20 protein-coding genes and 1 tRNA gene are annotated in these 23163 nt (G+C 66.1%); 11 read left to right on the plus strand and 10 right to left on the minus strand.

Going from position 1 to position 23163, the window contains the following annotated elements:
- The first annotated feature begins 65 nt into the window (after positions 1-65).
- Together AX724_RS14200 and AX724_RS14205 are read left to right on the plus strand one after the other, a co-directional pair.
- Positions 66-1076 carry a GNAT family N-acetyltransferase gene (locus AX724_RS14200; RefSeq protein WP_066767562.1) on the plus strand — a complete coding sequence of 337 codons (1011 nt, stop codon included), beginning with the start codon at positions 66-68 and terminating at the stop codon, positions 1074-1076.
- A gap of 27 nt (positions 1077-1103) precedes the next feature.
- Positions 1104-1403 (plus strand): acyl carrier protein, encoded by a 300-nt coding sequence (locus AX724_RS14205; protein ID WP_066767563.1) that lies wholly within the window; start codon positions 1104-1106, stop codon positions 1401-1403.
- A gap of 23 nt (positions 1404-1426) precedes the next feature.
- Here AX724_RS14205 and trxB read toward each other — a convergent pair whose 3' ends face one another.
- Both trxB and bla read right to left on the minus strand, forming a co-directional pair.
- The gene (trxB, locus tag AX724_RS14210; protein ID WP_066767564.1) at positions 1427-2389 is read right to left on the minus strand and encodes a thioredoxin-disulfide reductase; all 963 of its coding nucleotides are present in this window, start codon (positions 2387-2389) and stop codon (positions 1427-1429) included.
- A 316-nt stretch (positions 2390-2705) separates the two neighbouring features.
- On the minus strand, positions 2706-3566 hold the full coding sequence (gene bla, locus AX724_RS14215) for a subclass B3 metallo-beta-lactamase (RefSeq protein WP_156448087.1): 861 nt from the start codon (positions 3564-3566) through the stop codon (positions 2706-2708).
- A gap of 154 nt (positions 3567-3720) precedes the next feature.
- On the opposite strand from bla, the gene AX724_RS14220 reads away from it, so the two are divergent.
- Positions 3721-4602, plus strand: coding sequence for a LysR family transcriptional regulator (locus AX724_RS14220; RefSeq protein ID WP_066767568.1), 882 nt, complete (start codon positions 3721-3723; stop codon positions 4600-4602).
- A gap of 24 nt (positions 4603-4626) precedes the next feature.
- Here AX724_RS14220 and AX724_RS14225 read toward each other — a convergent pair whose 3' ends face one another.
- Entirely contained in the window at positions 4627-6243 is a 1617-nt protein-coding gene (locus tag AX724_RS14225) for an FAD-dependent oxidoreductase (protein ID WP_066767570.1), read from the minus strand.
- A gap of 134 nt (positions 6244-6377) precedes the next feature.
- Positions 6378-7391: a fatty acid desaturase family protein gene (locus tag AX724_RS14230; RefSeq protein WP_066767572.1), complete on the minus strand. Its 1014-nt coding sequence runs from the start codon at positions 7389-7391 to the stop codon at positions 6378-6380.
- Positions 7392-7671: 280 nt separating this feature from the next.
- Between AX724_RS14230 and AX724_RS14235 the strand changes: the two genes are divergently transcribed.
- Positions 7672-9948: an FdhF/YdeP family oxidoreductase gene (locus AX724_RS14235; RefSeq protein ID WP_082733540.1), complete on the plus strand. Its 2277-nt coding sequence runs from the start codon at positions 7672-7674 to the stop codon at positions 9946-9948.
- A 146-nt stretch (positions 9949-10094) separates the two neighbouring features.
- Here the strand turns inward: AX724_RS14235 and AX724_RS14240 are convergent, their stop codons facing one another.
- Both AX724_RS14240 and AX724_RS14245 read right to left on the minus strand, forming a co-directional pair.
- A complete protein-coding gene (locus AX724_RS14240; protein WP_066767577.1) occupies positions 10095-10409 on the minus strand; it encodes a hypothetical protein in 315 nt (104 codons plus the stop codon).
- Positions 10410-10483: 74 nt separating this feature from the next.
- Positions 10484-10993, minus strand: coding sequence for a MarR family winged helix-turn-helix transcriptional regulator (locus AX724_RS14245; RefSeq protein ID WP_066767756.1), 510 nt, complete (start codon positions 10991-10993; stop codon positions 10484-10486).
- A 124-nt stretch (positions 10994-11117) separates the two neighbouring features.
- Here AX724_RS14245 and AX724_RS14250 point away from each other — a divergent pair.
- Positions 11118-11192 (plus strand) — tRNA-Gln (locus tag AX724_RS14250).
- A gap of 61 nt (positions 11193-11253) precedes the next feature.
- Here the strand turns inward: AX724_RS14250 and AX724_RS14255 are convergent.
- A complete protein-coding gene (locus AX724_RS14255) occupies positions 11254-12012 on the minus strand; it encodes an enoyl-CoA hydratase-related protein (protein WP_066767581.1) in 759 nt (252 codons plus the stop codon).
- A 101-nt stretch (positions 12013-12113) separates the two neighbouring features.
- Between AX724_RS14255 and AX724_RS14260 the strand changes: the two genes are divergently transcribed.
- The 4 genes from AX724_RS14260 (at position 12114) to AX724_RS14275 (ending at position 17102) form a co-directional block, all read left to right on the plus strand.
- Positions 12114-13103, plus strand: coding sequence for a bile acid:sodium symporter family protein (locus tag AX724_RS14260; protein ID WP_066767761.1), 990 nt, complete (start codon positions 12114-12116; stop codon positions 13101-13103).
- Positions 13104-13162: 59 nt separating this feature from the next.
- Positions 13163-14773: a phytoene desaturase family protein gene (locus AX724_RS14265; RefSeq protein WP_066767582.1), complete on the plus strand. Its 1611-nt coding sequence runs from the start codon at positions 13163-13165 to the stop codon at positions 14771-14773.
- Between the two features lie 41 nt (positions 14774-14814).
- The gene (locus tag AX724_RS14270; RefSeq protein WP_066767583.1) at positions 14815-15810 is read left to right on the plus strand and encodes an aspartate carbamoyltransferase catalytic subunit; all 996 of its coding nucleotides are present in this window, start codon (positions 14815-14817) and stop codon (positions 15808-15810) included.
- Between the two features lie 68 nt (positions 15811-15878).
- Positions 15879-17102, plus strand: coding sequence for a dihydroorotase (locus AX724_RS14275; protein WP_066767584.1), 1224 nt, complete (start codon positions 15879-15881; stop codon positions 17100-17102).
- Positions 17103-17148: 46 nt separating this feature from the next.
- Here the strand turns inward: AX724_RS14275 and AX724_RS14280 are convergent, their stop codons facing one another.
- Positions 17149-18372: a polyhydroxyalkanoate depolymerase gene (locus AX724_RS14280; RefSeq protein WP_066767586.1), complete on the minus strand. Its 1224-nt coding sequence runs from the start codon at positions 18370-18372 to the stop codon at positions 17149-17151.
- A 127-nt stretch (positions 18373-18499) separates the two neighbouring features.
- Here AX724_RS14280 and AX724_RS14285 point away from each other — a divergent pair, with 127 nt between their 5' ends.
- Positions 18500-19156 carry a glutathione S-transferase gene (locus tag AX724_RS14285; protein WP_066767588.1) on the plus strand — a complete coding sequence of 219 codons (657 nt, stop codon included), beginning with the start codon at positions 18500-18502 and terminating at the stop codon, positions 19154-19156.
- Between the two features lie 145 nt (positions 19157-19301).
- Positions 19302-20978, plus strand: a complete 1677-nt coding sequence (locus tag AX724_RS14290) for a M28 family metallopeptidase (RefSeq protein ID WP_066767590.1) — start codon at positions 19302-19304, stop codon at positions 20976-20978.
- Between the two features lie 6 nt (positions 20979-20984).
- On the opposite strand, the gene AX724_RS14295 is transcribed toward AX724_RS14290, so the two are convergent.
- A complete protein-coding gene (locus AX724_RS14295; RefSeq protein WP_156448088.1) occupies positions 20985-22337 on the minus strand; it encodes a glycoside hydrolase family 27 protein in 1353 nt (450 codons plus the stop codon).
- Between the two features lie 38 nt (positions 22338-22375).
- Positions 22376-23083, minus strand: coding sequence for a glutamine amidotransferase (locus AX724_RS14300; protein WP_066767593.1), 708 nt, complete (start codon positions 23081-23083; stop codon positions 22376-22378).
- Positions 23084-23163: the final 80 nt, after the last annotated feature.

Raw genomic sequence — 23163 nt, forward strand, 5'->3', positions numbered from 1 at the left:
GCGCTTAACTCCATGGCGATCTTTTGGTCCTAAAGGTGGCGCGAGCGTGCGGTGGAGATAGTCGGTTGCTGGCGTCAAGGGAATATCACAGCATGGAGGAAGTGCGGCGCATGCTTGCGCCCCGGCTGACCCATGCGCCGCCCCCTTCCCTGTTCGACCGGATCGAGTGGCATGAGGCGCTGCACCGCCACTGCCTCGCCGGAACATCGCTTCGCATCGTGCAGGCGGTGGAAGGGAGCGCGGAAGTCTGGCTGATGCTGGTGTCGCCAGAACCGCGTCAGGCGACCGCGCTGGCCAACTGGTACAGTTTCCGCTGGGCGCCGCTGTTCCTGGGCGAGCCGGATGAAGAAACACGGTTGCGGTTGCTGGAGGCGGCGATGCGGCAGATGCTGTGCAGATGCGCGCATGTGGACCTTTATCCGCTGGAAGCGACCGACGTTCTGCTCGCCGCGCTGCGCCGCAGTGGTTGGTTCGCGGTGGCAAGGCCGATGGGCGGACGGCACCTGTTGCAGGTCAACGGACGCAGCTTTTCCGATTACTGGACGGCAAGGCCCGGCCGATTGCGCGCGCTGGTTCGGCGCAAGGGCCGGGGAAGTCCTTTCGCGCTGTCGATCCATGACGCCCTCACCGACGCGCTGTGGGCCGATTATGTCGCGGTCCATGAGCGCAGCTGGAAGGAGGCGGAGCCGACGGGCGGGCTGGCGCTGCTGCGCGAGATCGCGGAGCGGGAGGGCGTGGCAGGACGGCTGCGGCTGGGCTTCGCGCGGCAGGACGGCCGCCCGGTAGCGGCGCAACTATGGACGGTGGAGGGTGGCGCGGCGTTGATCCACAAGCTGAACCATGATCGCGCGCTCGACGCACGTTCGCCGGGCACGCTGCTGAGCCACGCCATGTTCGCCCATGCGATCGACGTCGATCGGGTCGATACGATCGATTACGGCACCGGCGACAATGCCTACAAGACCGACTGGATGGATGTGCGCATCCCGCTCCACCGCATCGACGCCTTCAACCCGCGCTTCGTTTCGGCCTGGCTACCGGCGGCGCGGACCGCGATTTCCGCGCTTGTCGGCTAAGCCGGGAGCCATTACGTAGCGCGCACCATGCAAGCCCATCAATCCCAGCCGGTCGACCGGATAGCCGATGTAGAAACCCAGCTTCGCACGCTGCTGCGCGACGTGCTTGGTCTGACGCAGGAGCGCGTTGACGGCTTCGATGCCGGGACAGCCCTGTTCGGCGCGCTGCCCGAACTGGATTCCATGGCCGTCGCCGGGTTGCTGACCGAGATGGAGGACCGGTTCGGCATCCTCATCGAGGATGAGGATATTGACGGCGACACGTTCGAGACATTCGGATCGCTGCTGGCCTTCACGACCACCAAAGTTGGCGCAAAGGCCGGCTGACCTTCCGCCCGCCTGGCGAAGGCTTACGCCTCCACCAGTTCCTCGAAATCCTGTTCCTGCAGGAAGCGTTCAACGTCGAGCGCGGCCATGCAGCCCATGCCTGCCGCCGTCACGGCCTGGCGATAGATTTTGTCGGTAACGTCGCCCGCCGCGAAGACACCGGGAATGGCGGTGTGGGTCGTGCCCTTTTCCACCACGATATAGCCTTCGTCGAGCGGCAGCTTGTCGGCGAACAGTTCGGTCGCGGGATGATGGCCGATGGCGACGAAGCCGCCATCTGTGGGAACATGGCTCTTCTCGCCCGTCACCGTATCGACCAGGTCGACGCCGACCAGCCCTTCCGGCGCGCCGCCGCCGACAAAGCGTTCAACCGCCTTGTTCCACAGCACCTTGATGTTCGGATGGGCATGGAGACGCTGTTGCAGGATTTTTTCCGCGCGCAGCGAATCGCGGCGGTGGATCAGCGTCACGTCATGGCTGTGGTTGGTGAGATAGAGCGCTTCCTCGACCGCGGTGTTGCCGCCGCCGATCACCACGACCTTCTTGCCGCGATAGAAGAAGCCATCGCAGGTGGCGCAGGCGGAAACGCCCTTCCCCTGAAGATGCTCCTCGCCCTCCACGCCCAGCCATTTCGCCTGCGCGCCCGTGCAGATGACGAGCGTGTCGGCGACATAAAGCGTGCCGCTGTCGCCGCGCAGGCGGAAGGGCCGTTCGGACAGGTCCACGTCGACGATCTGGTCGTACATCATCTGCGCGCCGACATGTTCGGCCTGTGCCTGCATCTGCTCCATGAGCCAAGGGCCCTGGATGACATCGCGGAAGCCGGGATAATTTTCGACATCGGTGGTGATGGTGAGCTGGCCGCCCGGCTGCATCCCCTGCACCACGATCGGCGCGAGACCGGCGCGCGCGCCGTAGATGGCGGCGGACAGGCCCGCGGGACCGGAACCCAGGATCAGCATGCGGGTGGAATGGGTGGCGCTCATGTCAGGCTTTCACTTAGATAGCGATTCGATAGGGGGCAGAGATAGGCAGGAGGCCGCCCCGCGCCAAGCGAAGGATTTGCTTGGGGGCAGACAAGCGGCGCTGGGGCGGATTTTCGCCCGCACTGCGAAGTTCATACCGTCTGGCCCCGGAAATCCGCCAAAAACGGCCGCAAAGCGTCCCCGAAGCGCCGCCGACGCGTCCCCGACGCGCTTCCGACGCGCTCGCGACGCGTCTTAGGCCGGAAGGCAGACCGGCATGGCCAGAGGGTGCACGGATGGAACACCGTGCGCGCCTCCCCCCTTGCGCCGAACAGATTTACGGGCGCTTCCGCTCGGCAGCCAAACGGTCGTGCAGCAGACGCCGGGCCCGTTCGACATAGCGGTGGCAGGATCCCGGCGCGCTGGCATAGCGGCCGGCCCCGGCGTTGTCGGGATGCGCGGCTATCAAAATGTCGCAGCGCAGCGCCTCCATGCGCCGGTAGCTGGCCGCGAACCCCTTCCGAAGGGGCGCGCTGGACGGGTCAGTGAAGCGATATCCCGGCGCGGACACCGGATTGAGGCTGGAAGCGAAGACGATTTGCCGGCAGCTCCGGCCCTCGCATGCGTTCCAGCTCCAACTCATGCTGCCCATCGTGTGACCGGGCGTAGCGTGCGCCGTGATCGACGTACGGCCCAGCGTCACCCGATCGCCGTCCCGGACCGTTCGCACCTGCGCCACAGCGGGCCAGGTGCCGCCATAGCCATGTTGCGGGTCATCCGCCGCATGGCGACCGCCGCGCAGCCCCTCCGCCCCCTGCACGCTCGCCACCACGACAGCGCCGGTCGCGCGCACCAGAGCGGCAATGCCCCCCGAATGGTCGTAATGCGGTTCCGTGCTCAGAATAAATTTGATGTCTTTGGGGTCGAAGCCAAGTTTGCGAACATTGGCCAGGATGGCGGGAGCCGCCTGCGGCAATGCGGCGTCGATCAGCACCAGACCAGCGCCCGTATCGATCAGCGCCACGCTCAATCCACCGAAACCCACCAGATAGGTGCGACCGAAGACCCGCTGCGGCGGCAAGGGAGCGAGCCATTCCGCCGCCCTGTCGACGGCCATCGGCCGGGTCAGCGGATCGTCGGCCGAAGCGGCGCCGTCGACGGCCGCCGAAGGAAGAGCCCCCGCTACTCCCGCCGGCATAACCGCGGCGCCAGGGTTCAACACGGCAACCGCCACTGCGAAGCGCAACAATGAAGACATTTCTTTCTCCCTTCGCCACGGAGATGCCGATCCCGCGAGGGCCGCACAAAGCATCATTCCTCGACAAAGCCATGAGATTATTTGATGACACATCATGGATCGCGCCCAACTCCCCCTCAACGCCCTGCGCGCCTTCGAGGCGGCGGCGCGACACCTGAACTTCACGCGGGCCGCGATCGAACTGTGCGTCAGCCAGGGCGCGGTGAGCCATCATGTGGCGCAGCTTGAACGCCGGATCGGCGCGCGCCTGTTTCATCGCCTGCCGCGCGGACTGGCGTTGACGGACGAGGGGCATGCGCTGGTCCCGGTCCTGGCCGATGCGTTCGACCGCATGGGCGCGACGCTGGACCAATATAGCGGGGGACGCTTTCGCGAAGTGGTCAAGATCGGGGTGGTCGGGACATTCGCGACCGGCTGGCTATTGCCGCGGCTCGACGCGTTCGCGCGCGCGCATCCGACGATCGACCTGCGGATTTCCACCAACAACAACCGCGTCGACCTGGCGGGCGAAGGGCTGGATTTTGCGATCCGGTTCGGCGACGGCGCATGGCATGGCACCCATGCCGACCCGATCATGGACGCGCCGCTGACGCCGCTCTGCGCCCCGGCCGTCGCCGCCCGGCTGGTTTCGCCCGCCGATCTTGTCCAGGAGCGGCTGCTGCGGTCCTATCGTCCCGACGAGTGGGCGCTCTGGTTCAAGGCGGCGGCCGTGGCCGGCCCGCTGCAGCGCGGCCCGATGTTCGACAGTTCCGCCCTGATGATCTCCGCAGCGACAGCAGGATTTGGGGTCGCCCTCGGGCCGCCGGCGATGTTCCTGCGGGAACTGGCGGCGGAACAATTGATCCAGCCCTTTCCCATCATGATAGACGCGGGCAGCTATTGGCTGACCCGCCTGATGTCGCGGCCGGAGAATGAGGCGATGCGGTGCTTTTGCGAGTGGATCATGCAACAGGCCGCAGGGACGAGCGTCCCGTGAACAGGCGCGCGCCAGACATCGGCCCTAGCCGTTCAGATAATCCCAGACCCGGGAGATGACCACCGATCCTTCGCCCACCGAGGATGCGACGCGCTTCACCGATCCCGCGCGGACATCCCCTACCGCAAAGATGCCGGGACAGGATGTGGCGTAGGGCGATCCGCCCTCGACCGGATCGCCCGTGATCACGAATCCCTTGTCGTCCAGCGCGACCAGCCCCGTCAGCCAGTCCGTATTGGGCGCCGCGCCCACCATGACGAACATGACGCAGGTCGGCACGGTCTCTTCCTCCGCCATGCCTTCCCGCCGGATCGTCACGGCGTCCAGCGTCCCCGATCCGTGCAGCGCCACGACCTGCGCGCCATATTCGATGCTGATGGCAGGATCAGCCTCCAGCCGGCTGGAGAGATAATGGGACATGGACGTAGCGAGGGTGTGACCCCGGACCAGCAGCCGCACATGGGCGGCGGTGCGGCTGAGATACATGGCCGCCTGCCCCGCGCTATTGCCGCCGCCGATCACGATGGCCTCCGCACCCTGGCAATAGCGTGCTTCATGGTCGGTCGCGGCATAATAGATGCCCGCGCCTTCAAATTCGGCAAAGCGCGCGATGGGAAGGCGGCGATATTGCACCCCGGTCGCGACGATGACGGCCCCTGCCCGCACCTGATGCCCATTGTCGAAAGTCGCGCAGAACTGGCCGTCGTCCAGCCGGTGGAGCTGGTCGACCCGGCGCGGCATCACGAAGCGGGTGCCGAATTTCATCGCCTGCACTTCGCCCCGCCAGACCAGGTCCGCGCCCGATATGCCGGTGGGAAAGCCCATATAATTTTCGATCCGGCTGGACGTGCCGGCCTGACCGCCGATGGCGATATCCTCCACGACCAGCGCCTTCAGTCCTTCCGCGCCGGCATAGACGCCCGCCGCCACGCCGGCGGGGCCGCCGCCGACGATGAGCACATCGAACGCCTCGCATTCGCGCACGTCGCGGTTGAGGCCCAGCAATTCCGCCACCTTGTGCGGCGTGGGATCGTCGATCACCCGGTCGCGCCCGAATATCACGGCCGGTCTGTCTGAAGGGATGGCGCAACTGGCGGCGATGCGATCCGCTTCCGCGCTGCCGATGGGGTGGGAGGCAAAGGGCAGGCGATTGCGGCTGGCGAATTCGGCGATGCAGCGGATGTCGCGGCTCTCCTCCTCCCCAATGAGGACGAGCGCGCCGTCGCGATTGTCCAGCTGCCGCCGCCGCCGGGCGGACAGGACGGTGATGATGATGTCGGACATTTCCGGCATTTCCGCCATCAGCCGCAGCATGGCGTCGCGCGGCACCTCCGTCACCTGGGTATCGCGAACGGCGCGCATGGGCATGGTCCACACGCCGCCGCTCAGGAAGGAGATTTCCGCCATGAACTGCGTGGGGCCAAGCGTCGAGGAACCGTAGCGCCCGCCGGTATAGGCATCGACCACCTCGATCTCGCCATCGTCGACATAGACGAACCGATCCACGGGGTCGCCCGGCTGGACGATCGTCCAGCCCGCCGGGTAACGGGCGGGCGCGCCCGCCGCGCGCAACGCCTGGACATGGTTGGGCGCGAGCGGCACCCGCTGCATCTCGTTAAGGTCGCGGCCGATGCTTTCCATCAGGGGCGCGCCATGGGACGGAAGCAACGACGGACCGAGGGTGGGTGCGGGCTGGTCAGCTTGCGTCTCCGTGGCGGGGGTTGCTGCCCGAGACTATCGTCCACGACGACGCTGGCCGCAACCCGTATGTGGCGTCAGCTGTCGACCTTCGGCGTCGGCAATGCGGGCTGTCCGCCCGCCGCGGCGGGCGGCATCAATTCCCGGATCACGCCCCAATAGCCCTGCGAGATATGGGCGTGCGCGACAAAAGCGGGATCGGTCATCAGATGCCGGTGGAGCCGGCGCAGGTTGGTCCAGGGGACCGACGGGAACAGATGATGTTCCAGATGATAGCTGACATTGAGGGGGGCGATGAGGAAGCGGTCGAGCAGCGTCGGGATGATCGTGCGCGTGCCGTTCAATTCCCGTTCGTTGGCGACGCCATTATGCTCCGCGATCGCCCTGATCCGGTTGAAGACGTTGGCCCAGATGAATTGCGGGATCAGCAGCAGGCCCAATATCTGCCAGCGCCACGGCAGGCACAGGATCGCGCCGTAGAAGGCCACCGCCCAGACCACGTAGCGGATGCGCAGCGCCAGCGGATAGTCATAGCCGAAGCGGCCGGGATTATGGAAATTGGCGAAGGGCGCCCAAATGCGGCTGTCGCGGGCCATGCGATGGAAGTTGAGGCCGGTCACGCTGCGCACCAGCAGCCAGGCCATGGCGGCGGGGCTTTTGGGAAAATGCTGGTCCGGGTCGCGCCGCTGCACGCGATAGTCGCGGTCGCGCAGCGTGTTGGTGTAGCGGTGGTGATAGAGATGGTTGGCGCGGTAGAGGTGGATGCTGAAGCCGAGCGGATAGGCCACGAACAGGTCGCCGACCAGATCGTTGACGCGGCGGTTGCTGAACAGCATGCCGTGGCAGGCATCGTGCATCATCACCGCCAGCACCTGAATGCGCGAACCGATGACGAAGCCGGCCAGCAGATAGACCGGCACGCTGTCGATGGCGATGGCGAGCGCGCAGACCGCGATCATGATGGCCCATTGGAGCACGAGCAGGATAGCGTTGCGGGAATCATCGATGACGGACAGCTGCCGGATCAGCGGCAGCGTGCCGCGCCGGGAATAGCGGTATCCCGGTGGACGCTGCTCAGCGATGTCCTCCACGGGCGAGTGTCTCCGATGCCGCAACAAGCCGTTCGGATTCCCTATGGCCGGCGCCGGGCGGCGTCAAGCGCCCGGCCCCCAGTCGCGACGGCGCGGGACGGGCATGGGCAGCCCCGTCGCGCGCGATTAAAAATTGCCTCCCCTGCCCGTTTCCGGCAACCAGCAATGGGCGCAATGGTTGTCTCGCCCGAGCGGGACGACCGATGCGTCCGCCCTCGATTCAAGGATCGGTCGCGCCGCATGTCCGATGCGCCATCGATCGAGCCAGGAGACTGCCCGGATGGCCAAGGCGAAGGACACGGTCCATTACAAGGGCACCGAAGGCGGATGGGGATCGCTGAGGGGCATAGCGGAAGTCGCCTGGCGCGAACGGCCCACGCCGGCCGTGCTGGACACGCTGCGCCGGCAGAACAAGGCGGGCGGCTTCATGTGCGTGTCCTGCGCATGGGGGAAGCCCGAACATCCCCATGCCGCCGAATTCTGCGAGAATGGGGCGAAGGCGACGCTGTGGGAACTGACCAGCCGCCGCTGCACGCCCCAAGTCCTGGCCCGGCACAAGGCGAGCGAGCTGCGGACGTGGAAGGACCATGATCTCGAACAGCTTGGCCGCCTGACCCACCCGATGCGGTTCGATGCGGCGCAGGATATTTATGTCCCCTGCTCCTGGGAAGAGGCCTTCGCGGCGATCGGCCAGGAATTGAAGGCGATCGACCCCAAATCCGCGATATTCTACGCCTCCGGCCGGGCGAGCCTGGAGACCAGCTATCTCTACGCGCTGTTCGCCCGCGCCTATGGCCACAACAACCTGCCCGACAGTTCCAACATGTGTCACGAAACGACGTCGGTGGCGCTGAAGACGGTGATCGGATCGCCGGTGGGCACATGCGTCCTGTCCGACTTCGACCATTGCGACGCCATCTTCTTCTTCGGCCAGAATACCGGCACCAACAGCCCGCGCCTGCTGCATCCATTGCAGGAAGCGGTGAAGCGCGGCGTCAAGATCGTCACTTTCAACCCGATCGTCGAGAAGGGGCTGGAGGTATTCAAGAATCCGCAAAACCCGGTGGAGATGCTGACGCCCAAGGCGACGCGCATTTCCAGCCTCTATCTTCAGGTCAGAACGGGCGGCGACATCGCGGCGATCACCGGCCTCATCAAATATGTACTCGCGGCCGAGGAACGGCGATGGGCACAGGAGCATGCCCATGTCCTCGACATCGACTTCATAGAGCAGCACACTGCGGGTTTCGCGGCGATGAAGGCGCATGTCGACGCGACCGGCTGGGACGAGATAGAAGAGGAAAGCGGGCTGTCCCGCGCCGATCTGGAAGCGGCGGGGCAAATCTATGTCGAGGCGCAGCGGGCGATCTGCATGTGGGGCATGGGGCTGACCCAGCATGTCCATGGCTTCGACAATCTGACGATGCTCACCAACCTGTGGCTGCTGCGGGGCAATGTGGGCCGCGAAGGGGCCGGCATATCGCCGGTGCGCGGCCATTCCAACGTGCAGGGGCAGCGCACGGTCGGCATATCGGAGAAGCCGGAGCTCGTGCCGCTGGACCGGATCGCCGCGCAATATGGGTTCGAGCCGCCGCGCGAGGAGGGGCTGAATACGGTCGAAGGCTGCGAAAAGATCCTGTCGAGTGACGTGCGCGCCTTCATCGGGCTGGGCGGCAATTTCCTGCGCGCCATTCCCGAGAGCGAGAGGATGGAGGCGGCCTGGACCAAGCTGAACCTGACGGTGCAGATCGCGACGAAGCTCAATCGCAGCCATCTTGTCAACGGCAAGGTCGCCTACCTCCTCCCCTGCCTCGGCCGGTCGGAGCAGGACATGCAGGAGAGCGGCGCGCAGGCCGTGACGATGGAGGATTCGCTATCGTGCATCCATGGTTCGCTGGGCAAGAACAGGCCGGCGTCGGCGCAGCTGAAATCGGAAGTCGCGATCGTTGCGGGCATGGCGAAGGCCACGCTTGCCCCCAATCCGAATCTGGACTGGGATGGCTGGACCGCCGACTATGCCCGCATCCGCAACGCGATCGAAGCCACCTATCCCGAGCAGTTCCACGATTTCAATGCCCGGATATTCACGCCAGGCGGTTTCCATCGCGGCAATAGCGCGCGGGAGCGGATATGGAAGACGAAGAGCGGCAAGGCGCAGTTCACAGTCCCGACCAGGATGAACGCCCTGGGCTTTGCTGCAGCGGAAGGGCGTTACCGGCTGATGACCCTGCGGTCGAACGACCAGTTCAACACCACCATTTACGGCTATTCCGACCGGTTGCGCGGGATTGAGGGCACACGCGACGTGGTGCTGATGAACCCGGACGACATGGTCGCGGCGGGCCTCCAACACGGACAAATCGTCAGCCTGACGAGCGATGCGGGGGACGGCGTCCATCGGCAGGTCGACGGCCTTTCCGTCACGCCCTTCCTGCTGCCGCGCGGTTGCCTCGCGGGCTATTATCCCGAGCTCAACCCGCTGATCCCGCTATGGCTGCACGACGAACAGTCGAAGACGCCGGCGTCGAAAGGCGTGCCGGTCCGCATCCTCCGCTGACCGGCATGTCGCAGCATCCGGCCCCTGGGCCAAGCGCGGCCTGGAGCGGAGGGCACTGCATTCAGGCGACGCGCGCTTGCCCGAGCGCCAGCCCTGAAGCGATCCGGGCGCAGAGCAGGTCCGCGCCCGGAGCAAGCCGACGTCGATCAGTCGTTCTTCATGTCTTGGCCCGCGCGTTCCAGGGCACCGCCCACATCGCGCTTGGCCTCGCCTGCTTCCCGCTTGGCATCGGCCGCCGCATTGTCGGTGGCGGCGCCAACCCTGTCCGCGCCATTGTCGATGGCGTTGCCTGCCCGGTCGAGGCCGTTGTCGATCTTGTCGCCCGCGCTGTCGACCGCGTTGCTGACATCATTGCCGATGGCCGATCCGGCATTTTCCAGATTGTCCTGGGCCTTTTCCGAGCAGGCGGACAGGCCGGCGACGGCCAGGACGGCCAATCCGGTGATCAGGGTTTTGCGCATTGATATCTCCTCTTACCCCATTGATGATGGAGCGGGTTAAGCGCCGGAAGGGGAATAAAGTTGCGTAAAGGCAACTATCGCCCGCGCAGGCCGAAGACCATCGACCTATCGGCTTCGGGGATAAGTCCTTCCAAAACCCGCCAGAATCCGGTCACGGACCCCTGCCCCGCCAGCGCATAGGCGGCCGCCATCTTTTCCCGCAACGCGCGAAAAAGCTCGGCCTCCAGCGCCTGACCGGCGGGGCTGAGCCGCAGCAGCTTCTGTCGCCGGTCGATCGTACCGGCGCGCGTTTCGATATAGCCGCGCTCGACAAGGTCGCCCAGCACCCGGCCAAGCGACTGTTTGGTGATGGCGAGCAGGCGCAGCAGATCCTTGACCGTCAGGTCCGGCTGGCGCGAAATGAAGTAGAGCGCCCGATGATGCGCGCGGCCCAGCCCCTCCGCCGCGAGTCCCTCGTCAATCGAGCGGGTGAGCGCGGAATAGCCGAAATAGAGCATCTCGATACCGCGGCGTATCTCATCTTCGCGCAGGAACAGCGGCGATGCCGGCGAAATCTGGGCCGTGGGCGGAGGCGATGCGGACATGACGATGGCTATCCAACGGGAAAGGGCAGCCGCCATATTGGCCGCATCAAACTATCATGACTAGGCTTTCCTTTCCCCACCGACGCGTTATATGGCGGTCCGCACCGGCTGACGCCGGTTCTGCTGGGGCGTAGCCAAGCGGTAAGGCAGCGGTTTTTGGTACCGCCATGCGGAGGTTCGAATCCTCCCGCCCCAGCCAGACATTGTCCGCCATCCTTGATGCCCGGCGCTCGCCTCGCGCGGCCTGGGACCGGTTTGCCCTAGCCCCTCCTGAATTGCGGCGGACGCTTTTCGAGGAAGGCGGCGAAGGCCTCCTGCGCTTCGGCGGAACCCAGCGCCGCGCGGAACAGGGTGGCTTCCTCCTCTATGCGCGCGGCGATCGCGCCACGGTCGCCGCGCAGCAGCCGCCGCGTATCGGCGAGGGCACGGGGCGGCTTGGCGACCAGCGCGGCAGCCTTGGCGCGGGCGTGATCGAGCAGGTCGGGCGCGGCGACGATGGCCGTGACAAGGCCGGCGCGGTCGGCGGCGTCGGCATCCAGCGGTTCACCGAGCAGCAGCATCGCGGCCGCCTTCGCATGGCCCAACAGCGCCGGCGCGAGCAGGCTCGATCCGGCTTCCGGCACCAGCCCCAGATTGACGAAAGGCATGACGAACCGGGCGTCGGGCGCGGCATAGACAAGGTCGCAATGCAGCAGCATGGTGGTGCCCACGCCCACCGCCAGACCCTGGACCGCGGCGACGATCGGCTTGTCGAAAGCGGCGATCGCCTGAATGAAGGCGAAGGCGGCAGCGGCACCTTCCGGTCCGGCCATGAAATCGGCGAGGTCGTTGCCGGCGCAGAATGCGTCGCCCCGCCCGGCGATCAGCACCGCTGCCACGTCACTGCGTTTAGAGGCCTGCGCCAGCGCGGCGATCATGGCGCGGTACATCGCGGCCGTGACGGCATTCTTCTTGTCGGGGCGGTCGATGTGGATTTCGATCACGCCGTCCTGATCGACGATGACGATGGCTTCGTTCATGACGCATCCTCTGCTTGTCCCGGTTCAAGGGGAATTTGTTGGCGCAGCCGGAGCGCGACGTCTATCCCCCGCCCAAGCCCCTTCCGATCAGCGATCCCGTGATGAACCGCCTCCGCCAAGCACTCGATCCCTTCCTGCTGTTGCTCGTCGCGACCGTCGCCCTAGCGTCCGTGCTGCCCGCGCAGGGCCTGGGCGCGCGCATTGCGGACGGGATGGCCGACGCCGGCATCGTGCTGCTTTTTTTCCTCCATGGCGCCAAATTGTCACGCGAGGCGATCTGGGGTGGAGCAAAGGCGTGGAAGCTGCACCTGGCGACTCTGGGGACGACCTTTATCGCCTTTCCCATAATGGGGCTGGTCATTGGGCGAATCGGGCTGGTGCCCGCCGACATGCGAGCCGGTTTCCTGTTCCTGACGCTGCTGCCCTCGACAGTGCAGTCGTCCATCGCCTTCACCGCCATCGCGCGTGGCAATGTGGCGGCGGCGGTGGTGAGCGCGTCCTTTTCCAACCTGCTGGGCATCGTCGTGACGCCACTGCTGGTGGCATTGCTGATGCAGCGGGGCGGGACAGGCGGGCTCATATCGCTGTCCTCGGTCGAGGGCATCATATTGCAGCTCCTGCTTCCCTTCATCCTGGGGCACCTGCTGCGGCCGTGGATTGGCGGTCTGGTGGACAGGCACAAGCCGATGCTGGCCCGGGTCGATCGGGGATCGATCCTGCTGGTCGTCTATGCGGCCTTTTCGGCGGCGGTGGTGGAAGGGTTGTGGAGCAAGGTGTCGGCGGAAGAACTGGCGGCGCTGGGCGCGGTCTGCGCCACCATGCTACTGGTGATCCTGCTGTTCACCTACGCGGTCGGGCGAATGCTGGGGCTGAGCCGCGAGGATGCGATCGTGCTGCAATTCTGCGGATCGAAGAAGAGCCTTGCGTCGGGCGTGCCGATCGCAGGCGTGCTGTTCCCCGCGAGCGTGGCGGGTCCGATCCTGCTGCCGGTCATGCTGTTCCATCAGATCCAGCTGATGGCCTGCGCCTGGCTGGCGCGGCGATATGGGGCGCGGGCGGACAGGGAAAGAGACAGCGACCTGGACAGCTGATACGCACTATGCACCATGTCTGTTTTACATAGGTAAAATAGCGAAGCTGGAGGGCGGCAATGGCGGGAACCCGGAGCGCGGTCATCATAGGCGCAGGCCATAACGGGCTGGTCTGCGCCTTCTACCTGGCGCGGGCCGGCTATCGCGTGCGCCTTGTGGAGCGGCGGGGAGTCGTCGGCGGCGCTGCAGTGACGGAGGCGTTCCATCCCGGCTTCCGCAACTCGACGGCCAGCTACACCGTCAGCCTGCTCCATCCCAAGGTCATCCGCGACATGAAGCTGGTGGCACATGGCTATCGCGTGATCGAGCGGCCGATCAGCAATTTCCTGCCCCAGCCCGATGGCGGCTATCTGAAGCTGGGCGGCGGCCTCATACGGACGCAGGCCGAATTCGCGCGGTTCAGCGCGAAGGATGCTGCGACGCTGCCCGCCTATCTGGACGCGCTGGAGGTGGCGGCGGACCTGCTGCGCGATCTGGTGCTCACATCGCCGCCCAATGTGGGCGACGGCATGGACATGATCGTCGCCGCGCTGAAGCAGGGCCGGCGGGTCGCGCGGCTTTCGCTGGAGCAGCAGCGCGACCTGCTGGACCTGTTCACCAAGTCGGCGCGCGATGTCCTGGACCGCTGGTTCGAGAGCGAAGCGGTGAAGGCCGCGTTCGGCTTCGACGCGGTGGTCGGCAACTATGCCAGCCCCGACACGCCGGGCAGCGCCTATGTCCTGTTGCACCATGTGTTCGGCGAAGTGAACGGCAAGAAAGGCGCATGGGGCCATGTGATCGGCGGCATGGGCGCGATCACGAAGGCGATGGCGCGGGTGGTGCAAGCCATGGGGGTCGAGATCAGCCTGGAATCGCCGGTCGCCCGCGTGCTGGTGGACGGCGGCCGCGCGGTTGGCGTGGCGCTGGACAGCGGCGAGGAGATCATGGCCGATGTGGTGGCCGCCAATGTCGGGCCGAAGCTGCTTTACCAACAGATGATGGCCGCGTCGGACCTGCCGGCCGACTTCGTGAAGCGAATCCATGGCTTCAAGACGGGATCCGGCACGTTCCGAATGAATGTGGCGCTGTCCGCCCTGCCCGATTTCACCTGCCTGCCCGGACCGGGCGAGCATCACCGGTCGGGCATCATCATCGCGCCGACGCTGGACTATATGGACCGGGCCTTCATGGACGCCAAACGCGATGGATGGTCGAGGCAACCGATCGTCGAGATGCTGATCCCCTCCACGGTGGACGACAGCCTGGCGCCCGAGGGCGCGCATGTCGCCAGCCTGTTCTGCCAGCAATTCGCGCCCGCTCTGCCGGATGGTCGAAGCTGGGACGATGAGCGGGAGGCAGCGGCGGACGCGATCGTCGCGACGGTCGACGCGCATGCGCCGGGTTTCGCCAGGAGCGTGATCGCGCGCCAGATCCATTCGCCGCTGGACCTGGAAAGGAAGTTCGGGCTGGTCGGCGGCGACATCATGCACGGCCACCTGTCGCTGGGCCAGATGTGGGCGGCCCGCCCGGTGCTGGGCCATGGTGCCTATCGCGGGCCGGTGAAGGGCCTCTATATGTGTGGCGCGGGCACGCATCCCGGCGGTGGCGTGACGGGCGCGCCGGGGCATAATGCGGCGCGCGCGATATTGAAGGACGGCAGCCTGACCGGGCGGTGGAAACGGCGGGGCTAGCGCCTTGCCCTGCCCCGCAACCTGTCCTAAAGCACCGGCTCATGCCCGACATCTTCATTCCCGACGACGCCCCCGACCTGAGCGGGCGGGCGTTGTTCCCGCACAGGCATCTGCTGTCGATCGCGGACCTCAAACCCTGGGAAATCCGGTTCCTGCTGGATGAGGCCGAGCATTGGGCGCAGGCGAACCAGGGCCGCGCGCGCAAGCATGACGACCGGCTGGCCGGGATGACCCAGATCAACGCCTTTTTCGAGAACAGCACACGCACGCTGCTGTCGTTCGAGATTGCGGGCAAGCGGCTGGGCGCGGACGTGGTCAACATGGCGGCGGCGACGTCCAGCGTGAAGAAGGGCGAAACGCTGATCGACACGGCGATGACGCTCAATGCCATGGCCGCCGACGTGATCGTGATCCGACACGCCAGTTCGGGCGCGGTGGCGCTGATCGCGGACAAGGTCGATTGCCCGGTGCTGAATGCGGGCGACGGGTGGCACCAGCATCCCACCCAGGCGCTGCTCGACGCGCTGACCATCCGCCGGCGCAAGGGCGGGTTCGAGGGGCTGGTGGTCGCGATCTGCGGCGATGTGCTGCACAGCCGGGTCGCGCGGTCCAACATGCTGTGCCTTGCGGCGCTCGGCGCGCAGGTCCGCGCGGTCGCGCCGCCCACATTGCTGCCGCCCGAGGTCGAGATGCTGGGTGCGACCCCCTATACGCGCATGGACGAGGGGCTGGACGGCGCGGACGTCGTCATGATGCTGCGCCTGCAGAATGAGCGGATGGACGGCGCCTTCATACCGTCCGCGCGGGAATATCACGCGCTTTACGGCCTGACGCCGGAACGGCTGGCCATCGCCAAGCCCGACGCGCTGGTGATGCATCCTGGCCCCATGAACCGGGGCGTGGAAATCAGCAGTTCGGTGGCGGACCATCCCGAACGGTCGGCGATCACCGAGCAGGTGGCGATGGGCGTGGCGGTGCGCATGGCGTGCCTGGACGTGCTGACGCGCGGAGCGCGGGGCGTGGAGGGATGGTCTTGAGCATCCCGACCGACAAGGAAAGAGGGATGGTCTTGAGCATCCCGACCGACAGGGAAAGAGGGATGGGCATGAGCCGGATCGCCATCGTCAACGGGCTGCTGGCCGATCCGGCGGGCGATGCCCTTTCGCCGGGCAGCGTGCTGATCGAGGGCGACCGGATCCTTTGGGCGGGAGCGACGGACGTCCCGGCCGACGCGGAGCGGATCGACGCGCAAGGGCTGGTGGTTGCGCCTGGACTTGTCGACCTTGGCGTATTCGCGACCGACAAGCCCGCCTTCCATTTCGGCGGGATCACGCGCGCGGCGCTGATGCCCGACCAGAGCGCCCCGCTGGACGATGTGGGCCTCATCCGGCAGGCGACGCGGGCGGGCAAGCCCGATTTCTGGGTGCATCCGATCGCAGCAGCCACGCGTGGGCTGGCCGGCAGGGAGATGGCCGAAATCGGCCTGATGCAGGCGGCGGGCGCGAAGGCGGTGGGCACCGGGCGGCAATGGATTGCGGATTCGGGCGTGATGCTGCGTATCCTGTCCTACGCCAGCGGCCTTGGCCTGACGGTGATCGCCCATGCCGAGGATGGCGGCCTGACGGCGAAGGCGGTGGCGACGAGCGGGGAGACGGCGACGCGCCTTGGCCTGCCCCACGCACCGGCCTGCGCCGAGGCGATGGCGATCGCGCGCGATCTGATGCTGGCGCGGCAGACCGGCGCGGCCATCCATTTCCGGCTGGTGACGACGCGGGCCGGGTTCGACCTGATCCGCGCCGCGAAGGCGGAAGGATTGCGCGTGACGTGCGGGATCAGCCCTGCCTATCTGTTCCTGAACGATCAGGCGGTGACGGATTTCCGAACCTTCACCCGCCTGTCGCCACCGCTGCGCAGCGAGGAGGACCGGCAGGCAAGCCTGGCCGCCGTGGCCGATGGAACCGTGGACGTCATCACATCCGGCCACGATCCACGCGGACCGGAGGACAAGCGCCTGCCCTTCGCGGACGCCGCGCCTGGCATGGCGGGGGCGGAGACGCTGCTGGCGCTATCGCTCAATCTGGTGCGCGACGGGCTGGTGTCGATGGGGCGGCTGATGGCGCTGCTATGTGCCAATCCGGCGCGGATATTGGGCGTGGAGGCGGGCAGCTTGACGAGTGGCGCGGCCGCCGACCTGATCTTCGTCGACGCCGACGCGCCGTGGATCGTGGATTCAGGCAGAATGGCTGCCGCGGCCGGCAACACGCCGTTCGACCGGCTGCCGGTGCAGGGCCGGGTACGGCGGATCATGAAGGGCGGGCAGTTCCTCTGACGCGCCCTCTTCCGCGCCGGGAGAAAGCCTACCCGGACGCGCGGGGTCAGTTCATCGCGAGGATCATGTTGCGCACCTGCGGATAGATTTGCTTTTCCCATTTGCTGCCGGAAAAGACGCCGTAATGGCCGACGCCCAGTTGCAGATGGTGCCGCTTGAGATGGGGGCGCAGGCCCGAGCAGAGCGCATGGGCCGCCGAGGTCTGGCCCACGGCGCAGATGTCGTCACGCTCGCCCTCCACGGTGAGCAGCGCGGTCCGGTGGATCGCACCGGGATCGACCCTGCGCCCGCGCACCATCAGTTCCCCCTTGGCCAGCAGCGTCCGCTGGAACACCATGTCCACCGTTTCGAGGTAGAATTCCTTCGTCAGGTCGAGGACCGCGAAATATTCGCCGTAGAAATCCTTGATCTTGTCGGCCTCGGCAGTCCGGCCGTCCGCCAGCAGCTGGTAGAGTTCGCGATGCTGCGCGCTGTGCCGGTCCATGTTCATCGACATGAAGGCAGAGAGTTGCAGGAAGCCCGGATAGACTTCGCGGCCGCGCCCCGCGAAGCGGAACGGCACGACCGAAATCAGATTATCCTCGAACCACTTGATCGATTTTTCATTGGCCAGATCGTTCACGGCGGTCGGCGCCGCATTCGGATCGATCGGCCCGCCCATCAGTGTCATGGACCGCGGCGTCGCCTCATCCTTGTCTTCCGACATCAGCGCGACCGCCGCGAGCGCGGGCACGCAGGGCTGGCATACGGAGACAAGGTGCGAGCCCGCCCCAAGTTCGCGCAGGAAGGTCATGACATAGTCGACATATTCGTCGAAGCCGAACCGTCCGGCCTCCAGCGGGACATCGCGCGCATTCTTCCAGTCCGTGATGTACACGTCATGGTCGCGCAGCAATGTTGCGACCGTGCTGCGCAGCAAGGTCGAGAAATGGCCGGACATGGGCGCGACGACCAGCACCTTGGGCTGCGCCGCCTCCACTTCGTCCTTTGCGAAATGGAGCAGGTCGCCGAAGGGCATGTCGAGCACGACCTCTTCCCGCACCGCCACATTCGCGTTGCCGCTCTGCACCTGATGGATGCCGTAGCCGGGCCGCTTGTGCGTCAGTTTCGCGCCCTGAAACACGTCCATCAGCGCGAACATGCGGCGCGGCATCGCCCAGTCGGCCATCGGACCCATGCGGTCGCGGAGGCGCAGTGCCCATTCCGCGCCCAGCCGAGCCGGGGCCAGCATGTCGTTCCAGGCCTGATAGCCGCTGTAGAGCATCCGCATCGTCGCAAAATTGCCTTATACTGAACCCATGAATCGAATCGGTCTTCGACCAAAACGCTATACAGGCATTTTGTGTTGCACTGCATCATCATAAATGTGAGTTAATCGGATCAGCGGGAGGACGGCCATGGCTATCGCGGAACTCACACTGTCGAGCAAAAATTATTCATCCTGGTCGTTGCGGGGATGGCTGCTGTGCCGGCTCGCCGGCCTCGACGTGCGCGAGAAGATGGTGGCACTCGACAATCCCGACAACAGGGCGGAATTGCTGCTGCTATCCCCTTCCGTGCTGGTGCCGCGGCTGACGCATGAGGGCGCGAGCGTGTGGGACACGCTGGCCATCGCGGAATATCTGCACGAGCTCTACCCCGACGCGGGCATGTACCCCAAAGACCGGATCGGCCGCGCCCATTGCCGGTCGGTGTCGGGCGAGATTCATTCCGGCTTCACCAACCTGCGGTCCGCCCTGCCGATGAACCTGAAGGTGCGCCATGCACGCTTTCCGATCTTTTCGGGGGCCAAGCCCGACATCGAGCGGGTCGAAACCATCTGGAAGGAATGTCTGGAAGTTTACGGCGGCCCCTGGCTGTTCGGGGACAGGCCCACCGTCGCCGACGCGATGTTCGCGCCAGTGGCGCAGCGGTTCCTGACCTATGCCGTGCCGCTGTCCCAGGAGGCGGCCCGCTATTGCCAGACGGTCAATGGCTGGCCGCTGATGCGGGAGTGGATCGAGGCCGCGCGCGCCGAGCCGGACGAACTGATCGAATTGGAGACGGAGTTCTAGAGCATGATCCGTTCATACTGAATCGCATCCTGCTCTAATTATCTTTTATTTTCCGCATTTTCCCTGGCAGCGGGCGACGCCGTCCGCTTCGAAAATGCGCCAGACGCCCCTTCCCCCCTTGGGCGGCGCGGCGTAAGGTCGGGCGATGACTAAGCGCTCACCTGCCCTGGCTTCCCGCCTGATCGCCGCCCTGACCGTCACCCTGCCGCTCGCTTCGCCCGTCCATGCCCAGACGATCGAGCCACAGCGGCTTGAACAATCGGTCCGCACCCTCGCGTCCGACCTGTTCGAGGGCCGCGCGCCCGGCACGGTGGGCGAACAGAGGACGATCGGCTATCTGGTCGCGCGGTTCGAGGCGCTGGGGCTGGAACCTGGCGGACCGGACGGGCAATGGGTGCAAACCGTGCCGTTGCTCCACACGAAGCTGGGCACCGCCCAAAAGCTGGGCGTGGCGCAAGGCGGATCGACGACGCCCTGGACCTTTGGCAAGCAGGTCTATCTTTCGACGCTCCAGCCCAAGGACAGCGTCGCCATCGACAATGCGCCGCTGGTGTTCGTCGGGCATGGCGTGTCCGCGCCGGAACGCGGCTGGGACGATTTCAAGGGCGTGGACCTGAAAGGCAAGGTCGCCATCTTCCTGATCAACGACCCGGATTTCGAGGCCGCCAAGGGCGAGGATGCCGCCGGCCGGTTCGGCGGGCGCACCATGACCTATTATGGACGCTGGACATACAAGTTCGAGGAAGCGGCGCGGCGCGGCGCCGTCGGCGCGCTGATCGTGCATGACACGCCCGGCGCGGGCTATGGCTGGAACGTCGTGATCAGCCCGAATGGCGAGAATTACGATCTGGTACGCCCGGCCGCCGCGATCACCAGCCTGCAGATGCAGGGATGGATCGAGGGCGCGGCCGCCGACGCGCTGTTCTCCGGCGCGGGGCTGGACCTCGCCGCGTTGCGCAAGCAGGCGCGGTCGAAGGGGTTCCGGCCCGTCGAATTGAAGGGCGCGACCTTGTCCGCCGCCTTCCCCGTGACGCAGGAAGTGGTGAAGAGCGCCAATGTCCTCGCCCGCATTCCCGGCGCCAAACGGCCGGATGAAACGGTGATGTATGGCGCGCACTGGGACGCCTATGGCAAGGGCGCGCCCGACGCCAAGGGCCGCGTCTATCGCGCGGGCGCGAATGACGACGCCCTGGGCATCGCGTCGCTGTTCGAGATCGCCCGCGCGTTCAAGGCCGGCCCCGATCCCGACCGGTCGATCCTGTTCGCCGCCTGGACCGCGGAGGAACGCGGGCTGCTGGGGTCCGAACATTATGCGTCGAACCCCGTCTGGCCGCTGGACAAGACCGTCGCCAACCTGACGATCGACATCCTCCAGACCGCCGGCAAGGCGAAGGACGTCATCCTGGTCGGCAAAGGCCAGGACACGCTGGAGGACGATCTTGCGCGCTTTGCTGCGCAGCAGGGCCGTGTCGTGACGCAGGAAAGCCTGCCCGAACGCGGCCTCTTCTATCGCGCGGACCATTTTTCGATGGCGAAGCGCGGCGTGCCCGTGCTGTTGATGATGGGGATCGCAGGCGCGTCCGACCTGGTGGAAGGCGGCAGGACGGCCGGGCAGGCGTGGGTCGATGCCTATACCGGCCAATGCTATCATCAGGCCTGCGACGTGGTGGACGAGACGTGGAAGCTGGACGGCGCGGCGCAGGATGTCGGGCTGATGCTGGACATCGGCCGGGATCTCGCGGGATCGACGCGCTGGCCCCAGTGGAAAGCCGGATCGGAATTCAAGGCAATCCGCGACCGGAGCGCGGCCGCGCGGCGATAACGGCGCTCAGCTCAGCCGGTACAGCGCGCTGCCGTGCGGCGGCAGGGTGACGGCGACACGTTCGGACTGCCGGCCGATCGCCTTGCCCGCCCACAGATCGCGCACGGACACGGAGCCAGCGATGCCAAGGTCGCGCAGCGGAAGGCCCACCTCGCGCGGCGTCTTGCCAGTGTTGAACAGGGCGAGATAATGATCGGCGCTGCCCTCCGCCCGCGCTGACCAGATGCGGGTGGCGTCCTCGACGAAATGGGGCCGATTGTCGCGGCTCGCCTGATTGACGGCCAGAACCTCCCGGTTGGTGAGCAAGGCCAGCGTCGCGGCGTCCAGATGGCGCAGGTCGCCGCCCATGATGAGCGGCGAGCGCGCGATCGCCCAGAGCGTCATCAGCGTCCGTTGTTCGTCAGGGGTGAAGCGCGTGTCGCGCTCGCCCAGCGCAAGACGGCCAAGGGGCAGCATGTCGGCATCCGGCCAGCTGCCCGGGCCGCGATAGGGCGTCCAGTTTTCAAGGCGCGTGAACTGCGCCTCCAGCATCGGCCATTCGTCCCAGAAATCGTCGGAGATGCGCCACATCTGCGCGTGGCGGCGGACATGGTCGCCGCGGATGACCGGAGTCTCTCCGGGTGACAGGCTGAGGATGATCGGCCGGCCGGTCGCCTGGATCGCCTTGTGCGCGGCCTCGATCTCCGGCGCGTGGGCATCATAGGGACGGCTCATATCGTCCATCTTCACGAAATCGACGCCCCAGTCGGCATAGAGGCGGAAGATGCTGTCATAATAGGCCTGGCCGCCCGGATGACGCATGCTGACGCCGTACATGTCGGGGTTCCACGAACAGATGCTGTTCCTGTCGGCGATGTCGGCGGCGCGATAGCGGGTGCCCAGAACCGGCAGGTTGCGCTCGACGGCAGCGCGGGGGATGCCGCGCATCACATGGATGCCGAATTTGAGGCCGAGATCGTGGACCGCCTTCGCCAGCGGCGCGAACCCCTTGCCCCCTGTGCTGGAGGGGAAGCGGTTGGGCGCGGGAATCATGCGGCCATATGCGTCCATCGCCGGCTTGGGCGCGGCATTGTAGGTATAGCTGGACGCCTCCGGTTCATACCACTGGATGTCGACGGTGAAGATATCATAGCCGGCGGGCAGCAGCTTGTCTGACATGATGGCGGCGATCTCGCGCGCCTGCGCTTCGGTGATGGTGGTGGCGAAGCTGTTCCAGCTATTCCATCCCATGGGTGGTCGCGGCGCGAGCTTATCCTGCGTCCCCGCTTCCTGCCCTTTCCCTGCGGATGCCACGGCCACCGCCGTCAGACTGGCCACGCCGCCGGCAATCAAATCCCGGCGGCTCGCTTTCACGTCTATCTTCATTTGTCAGAGTAGATAGCAAGCGAGCGCCGAGATCAAGTCTTGGTTTCGATGCCGCCCAGCCATTGCGCGATCATCGCCCTGCCCGCCGCGACCGCAGACGGGCCGTGGCGGTCATGATCCTGCCGCAGCGCATGGATGCATTGCCGGGCGGTGTCCAAGTCCGCCCAGAAATGCGTCAGCCAATCCTCGAAGCGCGGATCCTCCCCCATTTCCGCATGGAATTGCAGCGCCAGGAGGTTGGCACCGCGCCGGAATGCCTGATGCGGATAATGCCCGGTGGACGCGAGCAGTTCGACATTGCAGGGCAAGTCGAACGTATCGCTGTGCCAATGGAGCACCGGCACCTCATCGATATGGCGCAGGGGCGAGGCGCGCCCGGCCGCATTGAGGCTGACCGGCGCGAAGCCCAGTTCCATGTGGCCGCCAGGATAGACCGGCGCGCCCAGCGCCGCGGCGATCATCTGGCTGCCAAGGCATACGCCCAGCGTCGGCCGGTCGGCGGCCAGACGCGCGGCGAGCTTTTCGATCTGGGTCGGGATCCAGGGATGGATGTCGGCTTCATAGACGCCCATCGGGCCGCCCATCATGATGAGGAGATCCGGATCGCACAGGTCCACCCCGGCGAAGTCCGGGCTGGAGACATCAATCCGATCTATCCGGTAGCCGGCCGCCTCGATCGGCTGGAGATATCCCGCAGCGCCTTCCCGGGGAACATGACGGACGATAAGAGCGGTTTTCATTGCTGAGCAGCGGGATAGACAATTAAATGCCGCTACACCAGTCCCGCTCTTTTTGCTGGCGCTAAACCGTTGCTATCCCT

Source organism: Sphingobium sp. CCH11-B1 (genome assembly GCF_001556865.1).
Classification (GTDB): Bacteria; Pseudomonadota; Alphaproteobacteria; order Sphingomonadales; family Sphingomonadaceae; genus Sphingobium.